Raw genomic sequence first — 16,479 nt, forward strand, 5'->3', positions numbered from 1 at the left:
AACGATTAGATTTGTATACAAGATTACGAAAATTCAAGTATTAAAGTGCATTCAAGAAATAACAGGAGGGAATCACATGTCAGAAAAACAGCTTCCATTGGAGGATATTAGAGTTATTGAGCTTGGTACACTATTAGCCGGACCATTTTCTGGACGTCTCCTTGGTGATTTTGGTGCTGAAATCATCAAGGTCGAGCCTCCAGGAAAATCAGATCCCATGAGAAACTGGGGGAAGTCAAAGGATGGCGTTGGGCTTTGGTGGCCTATTCAATCACGAAATAAAAAATCTATCACATTAAACCTGCGGGAAGAAGAAGGACAGCAGGTTTTAAGAGAACTTGTAAAAGAAGCTGATGTAATCATTGAGAATTTCCGCCCGGGCACAATGGAAAAATGGAATCTTTCCTATGCAACATTGTCGGAAATAAACCCCAAATTGATTATGGTCCGTACTTCGGGTTATGGACAGACAGGGCCTTATAAGCATCGTGCCGGCTTTGGCAGTGTGGGCGAAGCAATGGGCGGGCTAAGAAATGTAACCGGTTTCCCAGACAGGCCGCCATCACGAATTGGTGTATCAATTGGTGATACATTGGCAGCACTCTTTGCTACAATTGGGTGCCTGGTTGCTTTACATGAGAGGGAGCGTTCAGGAAAGGGACAGGTAGTCGATACAGCCCTCTATGAATCTGTATTCTCCGTGATGGAAAGCATAATTCCGGATTATCTCTTAGCAGGATACATAAGGGAAAGGATGGGCAACATCCTTCCAGGTGTGGCTCCATCCAATATTTATTTTACACAGGATAAAACCTATATTGTGATCGGCGCCAATGCGGATGGAGTTTTTAGAAGATTATGCGAGGCAATGGAGCAGCCGGAATTGGCGGATGACCCGAGATTTTCAACACACCATGCCAGAGGGGAGAATATGAAGCTTCTGGACTCGATGATTGAAGAATGGACAAAGACTCTACCTGCTAAAGAAGCTCTTAAAATCCTTGAAGATAAAGGAGTGCCATCTGGCCTGATCTATTCAGCCAAAGACATCCTGGAAGATCCGCATTATAAAGAACGCGACATGATCATTAATGTTGATCATCCTCAGCTGGGGGAATTTCCGATGCCCGGAATTGTTCCAAAATTAAGCAGAACACCAGGAGAAGTGAAGCATGCCGGTCCTGAAGTAATGGGTAAGCATAATGATGATATATACGCAGGCCTTCTTGGTTTCGATGAAGATAGATTAGAAGAATTGAAGAAAAAAAATATCATTTAGGAGGGCTTCATTATGGGGCGGACTCTTTATGAAAAAATATGGGATAAGCACACAGTCGTAGAGGAACAGAATAAGCCTTCTATTTTATACATTGATCTGCATTTAGTACATGAAGTCACATCACCTCAGGCATTTGAAGGCTTAAGAATTAAGAATCGTAAGGTGAGAAGGCCGGATTTGACGGTAGCTACTATGGATCACAGCATTCCAACAACCGTTCGATCTCTTCCTTTTAATGACCCAATCGCCAAAAAACAAGTCGACGCTCTCGCAAAAAACTGCAGCGAGTTCGGCATACAGCTTTTTGACCTGGAAAGCCGCTATCAGGGAATTGTACATGTTATTGCACCGGAGCTTGGCTTAACTCAGCCCGGGATGACCATTGTTTGCGGAGACAGCCATACATCTACACATGGAGCTTTTGGCGCACTGGCCTTTGGCATTGGCACAAGTGAAGTAGAACATGTTCTGGCTACCCAGACATTAAAGCAATTTAAATCCAAAACATTAGCCATAAATATACAGGGCAATTTGCCGCAAGGATCGACAGCTAAAGATTTGATCCTATCAATCATTGGCAAATATGGCCATGATTTTGCAACAGGCTATGTTGTGGAGTACCGCGGTGAAGCGATTCGAAATTTAACAATGGAAGAGCGAATGACCATATGCAATATGAGCATTGAAATGGGAGCAAGAGCGGGATTGATTCAGCCTGACGAAAAAACCTTCCATTATTTGAAAGGGAAACAAGCTGTACCTGATGGAGTGGAGTGGGAAGAGGCACTCGCAGAATGGAAACAATATTTTTCAGATGAAGATGCCGAGTTTGATCTGACTGCTGACTTTAATGCAGCTGAAGTAATCCCGCAGGTTACCTGGGGTACAAATCCAGGCCAGTCAGCAGGGATTACAGAAGATATTCCGCTGTTGGAAGATTTGCCGGCAGATCAAATAGGACCAGCTAAAAAAGCATTGAAGTACATGGACCTTCAGCCAGGAACACCCATCACAGAAATAAAAATCAATAAAGTGTTCATCGGCTCCTGCACGAACAGCCGAATAGAAGATCTCCGAAAAGCGGCCAAAATCGTAAACGGTTACAAAGTTGCTGAAAAGGTAGAAGCACTAGTTGTTCCTGGTTCACAGCTTGTAAAAATGCAGGCAGAAGCTGAGGGACTCAACCAGATTTTTATCAATGCCGGTTTTCAATGGAGAGAAGCGGGCTGCAGCATGTGCCTCGGTATGAATGAGGACTTGGTTCTTCCGGAAGAACGCTGTGCATCGACCTCTAACCGAAACTTTGAAGGCAGGCAGGGAAGAAATGCGAGGACCCATTTGGTCAGTCCTGAAATGGCTGCTGCTGCAGCGATTGCCGGCCGGTTCATAGATGTAAGGGAGTGGCCTGTTAAGAATAGCAAGGAGGTCAGTGTACAATGAAGTCTTTTAACAGATTTACTGGCATAGTTGCTCCGCTTGATGCTGCAAATGTTGACACAGATGCTATTATTCCAAAACAGTTTTTAAAAAGAATTGAAAGGACTGGGTTTGGAGAATTCCTCTTCTACGAATGGCGATACGAAAATGGCAGGGAAAGACAGGATTTCATTCTAAATCAGGAACCTTACAGTAAAGCGCCCATTCTGCTGGCCAGGAAAAACTTTGGCTGTGGTTCATCCAGAGAGCATGCACCATGGGCCATTGCAGAATATGGGATTAGAGTGATCCTCGCACCATCATTCGCCGATATTTTTTATAATAATTGCTTTAAAAATGGCATCCTGCCAATAGTTCTGCCTGAAAGGGATATTGAAATTCTGTTTCAAAAAAGCAGGGAATCACCTGGTTATCAGCTGAGGGTGGATTTAGAGAATCAAAGAATCGAAGACTCTTTCGGCTATATGGTCGAATTTGAAATCGTTTCTTATCGGAAAGATCAGCTGCTGAAAGGGCTGGATGAAATCGGAGCAACTCTGGAATCAGCTGAATTAATAGACTCCTTTGAATCGGCACATAAGATTTTCTATAAGCTGGAAGTTTAAATTCCAATAAAAGGGAGGAAGCCATATGGAAAACAGATCGATAAAAGAACCTATTCGAAAAAAATGGATTTGGATAGTCCTCGTCATCATAACACTTGGCGTAGTACCCTGGTATTTTCCTGATGCGGCAGCAGAACCCTATATTCTCGGGTTTCCGTTATGGGCATTTATCTCGACAGCTTTTTCAATCATCATGTGCGGTTATTTAAGCTGGCTTTGTGTAAATGAATGGAATATCGTAGAGGACCAGGAAGAAGCCGAAAAAGCAAGGGGGGATAAAGCATGAATGATTTAGCATTTGCAGGCACAGATGGAATCATTATATTATCAGCCTTTGCCATAATCATGCTTCTAATTGGTTACCTTTCCGGTAGAGGCGAGAAAAACCTTCATCACAGTCTTTCAGGGTACTACCTTGCCGGAAGGAACCTCGGTTTCATTGCACTCTTTTTCACCCTGTATGCGACGCAATATAGCGGAAATACCATTGTCGGCTATGCACCGACAGCTTATCGGACAGGTTTTTCATGGATTCAGTCCATATCGTTCATGACAATTATTATAGGAATCTACTTACTGTTTGCTCCAAGATTATATGTGATTGCAAAAAAAAGAAACTTTGTTACACCTACTGACTGGATAGATCACCGCTTTAAATCTAAGGCAGTCACACTGCTTAGTATTTTTCTCATGCTTTGGGGGCTTGGAAACTATCTTTTAGAACAGCTTGTTGCAATTGGCCAGGCTGTGTCAGGAATGACAGGCGGCACGATCCCTTACCAAATCGCTGTTATCGTTTTTGTAGCTGTTATGCTTGCCTATGAGTGGATGGGCGGAATGAAGGCAGTTGCTTTTACAGACGTTATGCAAGGCATTGTTCTTATGATAGGAATCATTGTCTTCCTTATCGGTGGATTATACCTGGTAGGCGGAAGTTTCTCAGAGGTTACCAGCTATGTTGCGCAAATGGAGCCTGCAAAAACGGCGGTTCCTCCAATGGAAGTGAATATCAACTGGCTGAGTATGCTCCTGCTTGTTGGACTTGGTGCAAGTATTTATCCGCATGCTGTTCAAAGAATATATTCAGCACAAAGCGAGAAAACACTGAAAAAATCCTTTGCCCGCATGGCATGGATGCCGCCCATTACAACGGGTCTTGTATTTATGGTAGGGATTATTGGAATCATGCTTTTTCCGGGGCTGGATAAGACAGGATCTGAACAGCTAGTAGGTCTGATGGCCAATGAGATTGCCGCCATTAATCCATTTTACTATTGGGTTATGATCATCTTCTTTGGAGGAATTGTTGCTGCTATTATTTCTACAGCCGACTCTGTTCTGCTCAGCTTTTCATCCATGCTTTCTAATGACGTATACGGGAAATTTATCAATCCAAAGGCATCTGAACATAAGAAGGTTATGGTCGGGAAAGTATGCGGAATCATTGCCATCATCTTTCTTCTGTGGATTGCCTGGAATCCTCCGGGAACACTTTATGAAATTTTCGTCTTAAAATTCGAATTGCTTGTTCAGGTATTCCCGGCTTTTGTACTGGGTTTATATTGGAAGCGCTTATCTGGAAAAGCTGTCTTCTGGGGAATGCTTGCAGGAGCCATATTAGCAGGATTGCTTACTCTTACAGGCTATAAAACCATCTATGGAATTCACGGCGGAGTTATTGGGTTAGGACTGAACTTCTTTATCTGTATTGCAGGTTCTCTATTAGCTCCAGCTGTTTCAAAGAGCACAGTTCTGGAGGAAGATATGACAGCAATCAATTTAAAGGCTTAATAGCCAAAAAAGAGATGATTAATTATGAGTAATTCACTGGCAGAAAAGCAATTTGCCATAAAAGAAAATCCATGGAAAATGCTATTATTTCTTCTGCTCGCACAGCTGATGGTAGCCTTTGTCGGCAGAAGCATTGGACCGCTGGGTGTTTTAATCGGGGAGGACCTTTCCTTGACCAAATCGCAAATCGGTATGCTCCCCGCGGCACTCTTTTTGGGCCAGGCCATTATCTCTGTGCCTGCAGGCTTTCTGACTGACGTGGCAGGATCCCGAAGATTGCTGGTTCTGGCATCAGCTTTAATGGGGCTAGGTTATCTTTTCATGAGTATGCTCCATGAATTTTGGCTTGTCCTGTTACTGATTGTTATCGGAGGTATAGGATATGGATCCATGCATCCGGTAACAAACAGGGGCATTATTTATTGGTTTCCGCTTAAACAGCGGGGGACCGCAATGGGAATTAAGCAAACTGGCATCACGGCAGGTTCGGCTCTGGCAAGCTTGATCCTGCTTCCCCTTAGTGTCTCTTTCGGATGGAGATTTGTCTTGCTGATTGCTTGCCTTCTTTTATTGGCAGGAGGGTTTGTCTCCTATCACTTTTACCGTGATCCGCCAGAACTGGAACAGGCAAAAACCAGGGACACGAATTTACTTCAATTTTACAAATCAATGTTCAAGATGGTACAAAATAAAGCATTAATGCTTATCAGCTTCAGTGCTATGGGCTTGAATGGTACACAAATGTGCTTAAATACGTATATCGTCTTATTTGCGTATGAACAGCTGAAGATTCCAATCATTTTATCCGGATTGCTTTTAGTTATATCAGAAGTATTCGGAACGATCGGAAGGCTTGCATGGGGTATAATCAGTGACCGGCTGTTTGATGGCAGGCGCGTTATCATTCTAATGATCATCACTATTATTACAGCATTTGCCAGCGCGTCAGCGGCTATCATCAGCTCAGCCCCATTTTGGGTAATCGCGCCTATTACGGCTCTGTTTGGATTTGCTGCTTCGGGCTTCAATGGCATCTGGATGAACCTTGCAAGTGAATTGGTGCCAAAAGAACAAGCAGGCATCTCAAGCGGAATTAGTATAACACTGGGGTCGGCCGGGGCCATAATCATACCCCCGCTATTTGGTTTTATAGTGGATCAGACCGGTCAATTCTCGTCAGGCTGGCTGCTAATTACGGGCATGATGGCTATTGTGTTTACCCTGCTGACCACTTTAACTATTATGAATAAAAAGAATAACATTATCATTTAACGGAAGAAAGGAGTGATTCCAAGTGGAATTTACACCGTCAGAACTTGGAGAAAAAGATGTCTATAAATTATTAACCGGATCGGTTGTGCCGAGACCAATTGCCTGGGTATCCACTGTGTCGGAGGAAGGAGACCTGAATCTCGCGCCTTTTAGTTTCTTTACAGTAGCCTCCAGGAATCCTCCCATGCTCTGTATTTCAATTGGTCCTGGTGTCGGTGACCGCGAAGGTACAGAAAAAGATACACTGGTCAACATCCGGAAGACAAAAGAGTTTGTCATCAATGTGGTTCCTGCCCCATTGGGCAACCAAATGCATAAAAGTGCAGAGAACCTCCCAAGTGATGCAAATGAGTTTACTTTAGCAGAACTTACGCCTGCAGAAAGCCATTCAGTGGTGCCTAAAAGAGTCAAGCAAGCACCGATTCATATGGAGTGTAAACTTGAACAAATTATACAGCTTGGAAGTGATCACCTGGTTATAGGCCGAATGGTTCATTATCACATAGAAGACGATTACTACCTTGGGAATTATAAGGTGGATCTGGAAAAGCTGCAGCCGCTTGGCAGATTGGCAGGCAACTATACTGAAAGCAGGGAATTTTTTAAATTGCCCAGATAATCATCCAGTGCCGGACCCAGCGTTCGGCACTCTTTTTATTGATCAGCTTCATTTAAATGCTATTCCACCATCATAGAAAGGTTTAAGAAATGAAAAGACGAATCAAACCGATAGCAGGCAGTAGAAAGAAAACTGGATGTGGTCCGTGAGATTGAAAAGGAATTAATCTTTGGCACCCTCATCGCATCTTCCGGATTCTGCTGAGCATCTCGGAGGGAACAGCGGGACCAATCTATTTGTAAAGCTTGCACCCTAATGTTTTTATAATCAATACATACCTATTAATGTATTTACCTCCGCCAAAATGATAATATATCCATAAATAACCCCATTTGGAGGTATCCATGGAAAATTACGGCGATCTCATACAGAAACAAAGAAGATTTTTCACCGAAGGTAAAACAAAGGATGTCTCATTCAGAATGGAAGCACTCAGCAAGCTGCGCTCAGTCATAAAGCAGCATGAACAGGAATTAATGGATGCTTTAAAGGCGGATCTTAATAAAAGTGAGTTTGACGCATACCTGACAGAGATTGGAATCCTGCTAGAGGAAATCCGCTTTACAATGAAACACTTAAAAAAGTGGGCAAAGCCTAGGAAAGTAAAATCCACCATTGCACAGATCGGTTCCAAAAGCTATATCTACCCCGAGCCTTATGGAGTTTCACTAATAATAGCGCCATGGAATTATCCTTTCCAGCTCGCCATTGCACCGCTGATTGGAGCGATAGCCGCAGGAAATTGCGCCATTTTGAAGCCTTCAGAATTAACGCCGCAAACATCAGCATTGCTGTCAAAATTAATCAGCAATCATTTTCCAGAAGAGTATATTGCAGCAGTTGAAGGTGATGCAGAAACAAGTACGGCGCTTTTAAATGAAAAGCTTGACTATATTTTCTTCACAGGCAGTGTCCCTGTTGGAAAGATCATTATGGAAGCCGCAGCGAAAAACCTTACACCTGTAACCCTTGAACTGGGCGGGAAGAGTCCGTGCATCATCCATGAAGATGCCAATCTGAAGCTTGCTGCCAAAAGAATTGCCTGGGGAAAATACATTAACGCCGGCCAAACATGTGTGGCTCCCGATTATCTTTATGTCCACAGCAGAGTAAAAGAAGAATTCCTCAAAGAATTAAAACAGGCCATACTTGAGCTTTATGGAGAAGATCCGATTGCATCCGGCAGCTTTACGCGAATCGTCAGTGAAAAACACTTCAGCCGCCTAAGCAAGTTTTTGGCCGATGGAACGGTTATTCACGGGGGAAGGTATGATTCAACCGCACTAAGCATCGAACCGACTGTTCTAAGTGATATTACCTGGAATGATAAGGTCATGGAGGATGAAATATTCGGACCGATTCTGCCGGTGCTTGAATACGAGGACTTGTCCATGATGATCGGTGAGGTGACCGCACGTCCGAAGCCTTTGGCGCTTTATATTTTCACAGAAAGCGAAGGAGTACAAAAACAGATTCTATCCAGCATATCCTTTGGTGGGGGATGTATTAACGATACCGTTTATCATTTGAGTTCACCGTATCTGCCTTTCGGCGGAGTAGGGGAGAGCGGAATTGGCGCTTATCACGGAAAGGGAAGCTTTGATGTGTTTTCACATGAAAAAAGCATACTGAAACAAACCACCAGATTTGATCTGCCTTTCCGTTATCCGACGACAAAGAATGCATTAAAAAAGGTGAAGTTTTTTATAAAATAACCGTCTTCCTGCAAGGCGGTTTTTTCAAGCATTATTTTTTGGAGGTTTGAACTCTTTATTTGAATCCTGTATAGCGGCCTCTGTTTTTTTGGACAGGTTTTTGGTGTAGGGTGAAACAGAGAAGGAGGGGAAGTTAATATTTTTCACTTTCTTGGTCATTTTTTTCATTGGAATCAGCCCTTTTTATCTTTATTATATGTCCCCATCATTTGAACATGAATAGGGCGCGGAAGAAATTTCCTCCCACGCCACATAATATGCTTAAGCCTTCGTTTTGGTATAAACGCTTATCAGCCTTTTGTTCTTATTTAATATCCTTTCAGTGTGGGGACTTACCTCAAAACCGGGCAGGCTGACCCGTGATTTCTTTTTGAGCGTTTTCATCGTGTTTTTAGCATGTATTTCCTGTTTCTCTGTTTTTTTATCCGCTGGTTCCTTCATGGTCTTCGTCCTCCTGTTCGGCAGGGAGCATTAGATCGTATATTGATATGAGTGAAGTGAATAGCAAATAGTCGAATTCGGTTACGAATTGGTCGGAGGTAAGTTTAATAACATAGTCATCTTCCAATATGGAAAACGGGATCAGCGCCAGCTTTTCTTCCGCGTCATAATATACTTCCCGGCGGTCCAGGCGGCTATAAATCAGCGCTTTATCGGTGTAGTGCTCAAGAAGATATTCCTTTTCCTCTTCGGTAGAGTATTTGCATAAGGATATCTTCATATCCACTTTCTCAGCAAAGTCTGCCAGCAGCTTTTCGATGCCGGCAAGATACGCTTCCTTGTTTCCATAATAAATGTCTATGGGATCATTTTTCAATAAATATTGAAATGATTTAAGCTTGTTCATGTGCGAGTTCAGCAAATCACTATTTTCTTCAAGCAGCTCCCTTGTATCTGTTTCCAGTTCATTATTTCCAACTCTCTTCAGATAGGATCCAAGGAAAATAAAGGCATCAACAAGGGCAAATATAACCCCGACAATCAGATAGTTCTGCCAGTCAGTAAAAATGGACTCCGGTTTGCCGGTCCAATAAATAACGGCACCAAGCACATAAAGAATATACCAGGTTTTCCTTATGACAGACATTCTTTCTTTTACTTTCTTTTCCCATAACCAGACTGAAAAAACATAAAAACCGAGACAAGCAACAATAATCCAAACTGCAACCTTGAAGAATATCAGCAATAATATCGCCTCGTCCATCCATGGAATTAAATTCAGAAAATTTGTTGAATTTATTTGTAATTTCATTATAACAGAGATTATGTCAGAAATTTGAAAATAAATGAAGCTCGGGGAAAAATATGAGTAAATACCTATATTATTGCTGGATCATATTTTCATTTGTAAGCTGCTATAGTAACAGCAAAGTCAGGAGCTCATTTGGACAAATGATCACTGGCGACTGAGTATCATCTACGGCAATGAATATAGAAGCTTTCGAGAAGATACTCTTTTGATAATACATTAGGAAGCCCGATAATCATTGACAGTTTAATAAACATTAAAAAACAGCGAAAACTCTTATAGGCCATGGGACAGCCATTCCACGATCTCCTGCATATAATAAATGGAATATTTTGAAGAAGGGAGAATACCAAACCGTGACTTGGAATTCAAAGGCTGAAAAATGGCTTTCCCAAAAAAATTTAGATCCGGAATTAAAGAACTTACTGTTGAATATGGACCAGCATAAATTAGAGGATTGCTTCTATAAGGATTTAGAATTTGGTACCGGAGGCATCAGGGGAGAATTGGGACCGGGTACAAACAGAATGAATATATACACTGTCCGTAAGGCAGCAAAAGGCCTTGCCGATTATATTGAGAAAAAAGGAGAAACTGCCAAAAAACGCGGCATTGTGATCGCATATGATTGCCGCCGCCAATCAGCAGAGTTTGCAATGGAAGCTGCAAAGACAGCAGGCATGCAGGGGATAAAGGTATATCTTTTCCAGGAGCTGAGACCCACACCTGAATTATCGTTTGCCGTCCGTCACTTAAATGCATCCGCAGGCATCATGATTACTGCGAGCCATAATCCGCCTGAATATAACGGCTTTAAAGTATACGGGGAGGATGGGGGACAGATCATTCCTTCTGATGCTGAAAAGATTACGAGTTACATCAACAGGGTGGAAGATGAATTAACTGTTCAGGTGATGAATGAAGAAGACCTGATTAGGAAGGGGCTTCTAACATTCATAGGGGAAGAAATCGATCATGCATACCTGGAAAGATTAAAAACGATACAAGTAGATCAAAACATTGCCAGAAAAGAAGGCACGAACTTAAAAATCGTCTTTTCACCTCTTCATGGAACAGCTGAAAAACTTGTTTGTGAAGGATTGAAAGCCTTTGGCTTTCTTAACATCACACTCGTAACAGAGCAGGCTGAACCTGATCCTGATTTCAGTACAGTAGAATCGCCAAATCCTGAAGAGCATGCAGCCTTTAAAATGGCCATTCAATACGGAAAGAGAATGGATGCAGATATCTTAATGGCCACAGACCCGGATGCAGACAGATTGGGAGTGGCTGCAAAAAATGAAAACGGAGATTACGAGATATTATCAGGGAATCAGCTCGGGGCTATAATGCTTCATTACTTATTATCCCAAAAGGAGAAGCAGGGGAAACTTCCTAAAAATGGTGCGGTTATCAAAACAATCGTAACGTCAGATATTGGGAGAGCCATTGCAGAGGATTTTGGCCTAACAGTAATCGACACACTGACGGGGTTTAAATATATTGGCGAAAAAATCAAAGAGTTTGAAGGAAATAGAGAGTATCTATTTCAATTCGGGTACGAAGAAAGCTACGGGTATTTAATTGGCGATTTTGTGAGGGATAAAGATGCTGTACAAGCTGCGGTGTTTGCTGCAGAAGTGGCGGCTTATTATAAATCAAAAGGCAAGACATTGTTTGATGCTTTGTATGAACTATATGCTCGTTACGGGTATTACCAGGAGTCCCTTAAATCTCTAACTTTAAAAGGAAAAGAGGGCACAGAAAAAATCGCGCGCATTCTTAATGAGTTCAGAAAAAACCCGCCTGAAGAAATAGCTGGTGTTAAGGTTGCCACATTTGAAGATTTTCAAATAAGTAAGAGACTTCAATTCCTGACAGGGCATGAAGAGTATATTAATCTGCCAAAATCCAATGTCATTAAATTTAGTCTGAAGGATAATTCCTGGATCTCCATTCGGCCTTCTGGCACTGAACCTAAAGTAAAATTTTACTTCTCTGTAAACAGTTATACTAAAGATATGAGTGAAAGAATATTAAAACAACTCGAATATAGTTTAATGCAAAAAGTAGAGGAGCTGTTAATCAATTGAATTTAAGAGAAATAATTAAGAGAGGGAATTTTGATCTTCACATGCATACTACTGCATCAGATGGAGTACTTTCACCAGCTGAAATTGTGAAAATGGCGGTTTCCAAAGGGATCGAATCAATTGCTATCACTGATCATGATACGCTGCAGGGCATTAACGAGGCAGTAGAAACAGGAAAAAAATATGGATTGAATGTTATTTCTGGAATAGAATTAAGCACGAAATACAAAGGGAAAAATATAGATATTCTTGGATATGGAATAGAGGAATCCAACCAATTGCAGGAAACGCTGCAGGAAATACGTGATCATCGTGAAAACCGGGCCCATCTAATCCTGAAGAAATTTGCTGAATTAGGAATAAATATCTCTGAAAAAGATATTAAACAGCATAGCGACGGTGACGTAATTGCACGGCCTCATATAGCTAAAGCTGTTGTAGATAGAGGATATGCACAAAATGTCCAGGAGGTATTTGATCTTTATTTGGCTGATGGAAAACCATGTGCTGTGGACAAAATGGTATTATCACCAGAGGAGGGAATTTCGTTAATTCACGAATCAGGTGGTTTGGCAGTCCTTGCACATCCGCTCCTAATTAGAGACGATACAATTGTTGAAGAACTATTAAATCTTTCGCTGGATGGAATTGAAGTGTGGCACCGGAAGCATTCATTAGAAGATTCTAACCGTTATAAAACATTGGCCGAAAAATATAATAAAATAATGACCGGCGGTTCTGACTATCACTTTGAAGAGCATGCTTTAGGAGAGTTTGGATATAAACCATAAAAGGAGCTGTTCAGATTTTGAACAGCTCCTTTTATGATTGTTTTAAACCCTTAATTAATATATCAGCTACTTCAGGTCGAGTAAATTGCGGAGGAGGGGTGACCCCATTTCTCAACATTTCCCTTACCTTTGTACCCGAGAGATGCAGATGGTCTTCCTTGCCATGCGGACAAGTTTTACTTGAAGCCATATTCTCGCATTTTCTGCAAAAAAAGCTGTGTTCAAATGGCAGGATAGTAATGCCCAGTTCATCTGCTTTGAATTGCGTAAAGATTCTTTGTGCGTCATATGTGCCATAATAATCTCCAACACCTGCATGGTCCCGGCCAACAATAAAATGGGTACAGCCATAGTTTTTTCGGACAAGCGCATGGAAGATCGCTTCCTTTGGTCCTGCATATCTCATAGCAGCGGGAAAAACGGCTAAATACACTCTATCACTTGGGTAATAACTCTTTAATAATGCTTCATAGCTTTGCATCCGAATATCGGCAGGTATATCATCTGATTTTGTTTCGCCTACTAAGGGGTTTAGGAACAATCCGTCCACGGTTTCAAGTGCTGTTTTTTGTATATACTCATGTGCGCGGTGAACAGGATTTCTTGTTTGGAACCCTACAACCGTTTCCCAGTTATTTTCATTAAATTGCTTTCGGGTTTCAAGTGGTGTTTTATGATATTGGGCAAAATGCGGGCTTTTTGGTGGTATCTTCGTTAATAAAATCGGTCCTGCCAAATATACTTTTGGACGTTCTAATAGTTTTTTTACTCCAGGATGGGCTGTTTCAAAGGTTTGGTAAACCAGGTGAGATTCAAGCATTTTATCTGGAATATACTTCTGTTTAAGCTCCAATATTCCATAACATACGCCATTATAGTTCAGTTTTATTTTTTCCCCAATTATGAGACGGTCCGCTGACTCTTCAGTGACAGGAAGAGTAATAGGAATACTCCAAACGATACCATTTGATAACCTCATATGATGGAGCACAGACTCATAATCTTTTTGCTCAAGAAATCCAGTTAGAGGACTATAAGCTCCATTCGCAATCAATTCAAGATCAGAGAGGGCTGTTGCATCTATATCCATTTCAGACTTAATACATGTAATATCATAATTTAAATCTATCCGGTTAACTAATTTTCCGCCATGGGGAATACTTAATGTCATTTTTCTTCACTCCTTTTTAAAGGAAGTTTTTTATCAAGATATTTAAGAAGAGCAGTCACCGCTTCATCCACAGAAAGCTCGCTTGTATCAATCGTGATTTCCGGATTGATTGGCTCTTCATAGGGCTGATCGATCCCAGTAAATTGCTTAATCTCCCCCTTCCTTGCCTTTTTATAAAGGCCTTTTGGATCACGGTATTCACACTCTTGTATTGGACATTTTACATAAACTTCAATAAATTCATCAGCCCCAACTATATTTCTTGCGCTCTGTCGATCTTGTTCAAAAGGAGAAATTAGAGCAGCAAACACAACAATGCCTGCATCGACAAAAAGCTTTCCTACTTCGGCAGTTCTTCTGATATTTTCCTTTCGGTCATTTTCAGTAAAAGACAGGTTTTTATTAATGCCATGGCGAAGATTGTCTCCATCTAACAAATAAACGCTTATTCCTCTTTTAAATAATTCATACTGGAGAGCATTGGCAATAGTTGATTTCCCAGATCCTGAAAGCCCAGTAAACCAAACCATGAAGCTTCTATGTCCTTGAAGCTTTTGTCTATCTTCTTTTGTAATAACAGAATCATGCCAGACAATGTTTTTGTTTTCCTGGTTATCCAATTTGTGATTCTCCTTTCCAATTTAAAGCCATTTAAGAATTATTAAAGAAATGGTGATGATCATGCAAATTAAGCTTAAAGGCAGCCCAACTTTTAAATAATCGGTAAACTTGTAGCCTCCTGGTCCATACACCAATAAGTTTGTTTGGTAGCCGATAGGTGTCAAAAAACTGCAGGATGCAGCAATAGCTGTAACCATAGCGAACATCATTGGATCTAAATCAAGCTGAGTGGAAATAGAGTAGCCAATAGGAAACATAAAGGCTGCAGTTGCGAGGTTATTTAAGATTTCTGTTAATACTAAAGTAATGATGTAAAATAGAATCAAAATTCCAATGACACCCAAACTGGACTGGAATAGGGTTAATAACTGAGCTGCTATTTTTGCCAGTCCAGTTGATTCAATTGCATTCCCAATCCCAATCGAGCTTCCCATTAGTATGAGCACATTCCAATTAATTGACTTAATAGCAGCAGATGCCGTTATAGTTTTAGAGATTATTAAAAATACAGATGCAATTAATGTTAGTTTATAGATTGACAGTAATTGCAGTGATGAACATATTAGAATGCCTGTAATGATGAACATCATGATGAATTTGTCTAGTGTTGATGGCTTCTTTTTATGAATGGAATTAGTAAGAAAATAAAAATCTTCGGAATCTGACCAGGACTCTGAAAAGTCATTCTTAGCAAGCAGCAATAAAGTGTCCCCAGGTTTAACTACTAAGTTGCCTATTCCTGTTGTAATCTTCGTTCCTCTTCTTTTTACCGCAACTATTACGGCATTATATTTGGATCGGAAGTAACTTTCCTTAATTTTTTTATTTATGAGAGGAGAATTTCCCAATATTCCAACCTCGAACAGAGTTGTATTTTTACTATTTTCTGATGATGTATCTATAGGTGTATACCTGTCTAACCCAAGAAGATCATTGATTTTCATAAATTCACTTGGATTTCCTGAGAAAACTAGAATGTCACAGGCTTGAATGACATCCTCATTTGGATCGGGGATGATGGTTTTTCCTTTCCTGATAATCTCTATCAGAAACAAATTATTTAAGTTCCTGAGCATGGCTTCCTTAATAGTTTTTCCCACCAAGGAAGAATCGTCCCTCACTTTAAATTTAAATATAAACTCCTTCTTCCCATCTTCAAACATTTTTATGGAGTGGGCCCTCTCAGGCAATAGTCTGTGTCCTGCCAGAACAAAATAAAGGATGCCTGCCAGAACTAAGGGGATTCCAATAAAGGAAAAATCGAATAAATGAAAACCCTCGAGCCCTTTGTCCAATAAAAGACCCTGTACGACAAGGTTTGTTGATGTTCCTATTAATGTAATTGTTCCTCCCAAAATGGCTGCATATGAGAGAGGGATGAGTAGTTTTGAAGGTTTTATATTGTGAGTAATCGCCCAATTCTGCACGGTTGGAATAAGCATTGTAACAATTGGTGTGTTGTTCATAAATGCAGAAAGGGATGATACCGGTAACATCAATCGGATAATATTCTGAGGGATATTTTTATTTATTGTTAAAATCCTTTTTATAAAATCATCGAGTATTCCGGTATTTGACACAGCGGCCCCTAAAATAAACAAAAAAGCTACGGTGTGTACTCCAGGGTTTGAGAATCCGGCTAAAGCTTCATTTGGTGTCAAAATCTCTGCTAAAATAAGAGATCCCAAAGCGAAAAACACTGTAAGCTCAGGCAATAGCCATTCCTTTATTAAAACAATAAACATGCATGTTAAGATGAAGCAAAGAAAAATTGCCTCATGGTTCATAGGTGATCTCTCCAGACTGTTAGTAACTTTTTGTCTTTATCATGTTTAT

The 16,479-nt window shown here is 40.9% G+C and carries 15 protein-coding genes; 10 read left to right on the top strand and 5 right to left on the bottom strand.

Features of this window, described 5'->3' with window-relative positions; all coding sequences use genetic code 11:
• Nucleotides 1-76: 76 nt before the first annotated feature.
• From NSQ49_RS00295 to NSQ49_RS00330, 8 genes are all read left to right on the top strand, one after another.
• Nucleotides 77-1,279 carry a CaiB/BaiF CoA transferase family protein gene (locus tag NSQ49_RS00295; protein WP_159866434.1) on the top strand — a complete coding sequence of 401 codons (1,203 nt, stop codon included), beginning with the start codon at nucleotides 77-79 and terminating at the stop codon, nucleotides 1,277-1,279.
• 12 nt (nucleotides 1,280-1,291) lie between these two features.
• A complete protein-coding gene (gene leuC, locus NSQ49_RS00300) occupies nucleotides 1,292-2,719 on the top strand; it encodes a 3-isopropylmalate dehydratase large subunit (RefSeq protein WP_159866437.1) in 1,428 nt (475 codons plus the stop codon).
• The gene (gene leuD, locus NSQ49_RS00305) at nucleotides 2,716-3,321 is read left to right on the top strand and encodes a 3-isopropylmalate dehydratase small subunit (protein ID WP_251282984.1); all 606 of its coding nucleotides are present in this window, start codon (nucleotides 2,716-2,718) and stop codon (nucleotides 3,319-3,321) included. The genes leuC and leuD overlap by 4 nt, the downstream gene beginning before the upstream one ends.
• 25 nt (nucleotides 3,322-3,346) lie before the next feature.
• On the top strand, nucleotides 3,347-3,607 hold the full coding sequence (locus tag NSQ49_RS00310; RefSeq protein WP_159866443.1) for a hypothetical protein: 261 nt from the start codon (nucleotides 3,347-3,349) through the stop codon (nucleotides 3,605-3,607).
• Nucleotides 3,604-5,112: a sodium:solute symporter family protein gene (locus NSQ49_RS00315; protein ID WP_159866446.1), complete on the top strand. Its 1,509-nt coding sequence runs from the start codon at nucleotides 3,604-3,606 to the stop codon at nucleotides 5,110-5,112. Before NSQ49_RS00310 ends, NSQ49_RS00315 begins: the two co-directional genes overlap by 4 nt.
• A 24-nt stretch (nucleotides 5,113-5,136) precedes the next feature.
• The gene (locus NSQ49_RS00320; protein ID WP_159866449.1) at nucleotides 5,137-6,384 is read left to right on the top strand and encodes an MFS transporter; all 1,248 of its coding nucleotides are present in this window, start codon (nucleotides 5,137-5,139) and stop codon (nucleotides 6,382-6,384) included.
• 22 nt (nucleotides 6,385-6,406) lie between these two features.
• Entirely contained in the window at nucleotides 6,407-7,003 is a 597-nt protein-coding gene (locus tag NSQ49_RS00325) for a flavin reductase family protein (protein WP_159866452.1), read from the top strand.
• A 344-nt stretch (nucleotides 7,004-7,347) separates the two neighbouring features.
• Complete coding sequence (locus NSQ49_RS00330; RefSeq protein ID WP_159866455.1) at nucleotides 7,348-8,718, top strand: aldehyde dehydrogenase; 1,371 nt, start codon at nucleotides 7,348-7,350, stop codon at nucleotides 8,716-8,718.
• Nucleotides 8,719-8,979: 261 nt separating this feature from the next.
• On the opposite strand, the gene NSQ49_RS00335 is transcribed toward NSQ49_RS00330, so the two are convergent.
• On the bottom strand, nucleotides 8,980-9,159 hold the full coding sequence (locus tag NSQ49_RS00335) for a type II toxin-antitoxin system SpoIISB family antitoxin (RefSeq protein ID WP_159866458.1): 180 nt from the start codon (nucleotides 9,157-9,159) through the stop codon (nucleotides 8,980-8,982).
• A complete protein-coding gene (locus NSQ49_RS00340) occupies nucleotides 9,140-9,904 on the bottom strand; it encodes a type II toxin-antitoxin system SpoIISA family toxin (RefSeq protein WP_159866461.1) in 765 nt (254 codons plus the stop codon). The genes NSQ49_RS00335 and NSQ49_RS00340 overlap by 20 nt, the downstream gene beginning before the upstream one ends.
• A 419-nt stretch (nucleotides 9,905-10,323) precedes the next feature.
• Between NSQ49_RS00340 and NSQ49_RS00345 the strand changes: the two genes are divergently transcribed.
• Nucleotides 10,324-12,060, top strand: a complete 1,737-nt coding sequence (locus NSQ49_RS00345; RefSeq protein ID WP_251282985.1) for a phospho-sugar mutase — start codon at nucleotides 10,324-10,326, stop codon at nucleotides 12,058-12,060.
• Nucleotides 12,057-12,851, top strand: a complete 795-nt coding sequence (locus NSQ49_RS00350) for a PHP domain-containing protein (protein WP_159866464.1) — start codon at nucleotides 12,057-12,059, stop codon at nucleotides 12,849-12,851. The genes NSQ49_RS00345 and NSQ49_RS00350 overlap by 4 nt, the downstream gene beginning before the upstream one ends.
• 31 nt (nucleotides 12,852-12,882) lie before the next feature.
• Here the strand turns inward: NSQ49_RS00350 and sat are convergent, their stop codons facing one another.
• Genes sat through NSQ49_RS00365 form a run of 3 tightly spaced genes read right to left on the bottom strand, consistent with a single transcriptional unit; the run spans nucleotide 12,883 to nucleotide 16,430 of the window.
• On the bottom strand, nucleotides 12,883-14,022 hold the full coding sequence (gene sat, locus NSQ49_RS00355; protein WP_251282986.1) for a sulfate adenylyltransferase: 1,140 nt from the start codon (nucleotides 14,020-14,022) through the stop codon (nucleotides 12,883-12,885).
• Entirely contained in the window at nucleotides 14,019-14,642 is a 624-nt protein-coding gene (gene cysC, locus NSQ49_RS00360) for an adenylyl-sulfate kinase (protein WP_159866470.1), read from the bottom strand. The genes sat and cysC overlap by 4 nt, the downstream gene beginning before the upstream one ends.
• A 21-nt stretch (nucleotides 14,643-14,663) precedes the next feature.
• Nucleotides 14,664-16,430: an SLC13 family permease gene (locus NSQ49_RS00365; RefSeq protein ID WP_159866473.1), complete on the bottom strand. Its 1,767-nt coding sequence runs from the start codon at nucleotides 16,428-16,430 to the stop codon at nucleotides 14,664-14,666.
• Nucleotides 16,431-16,479 lie beyond the last annotated feature (49 nt).

Source organism: Cytobacillus sp. FSL R5-0377 (genome assembly GCF_038004385.1).
Lineage (GTDB): Bacteria > Bacillota > Bacilli > Bacillales > Cytobacillaceae > Cytobacillus.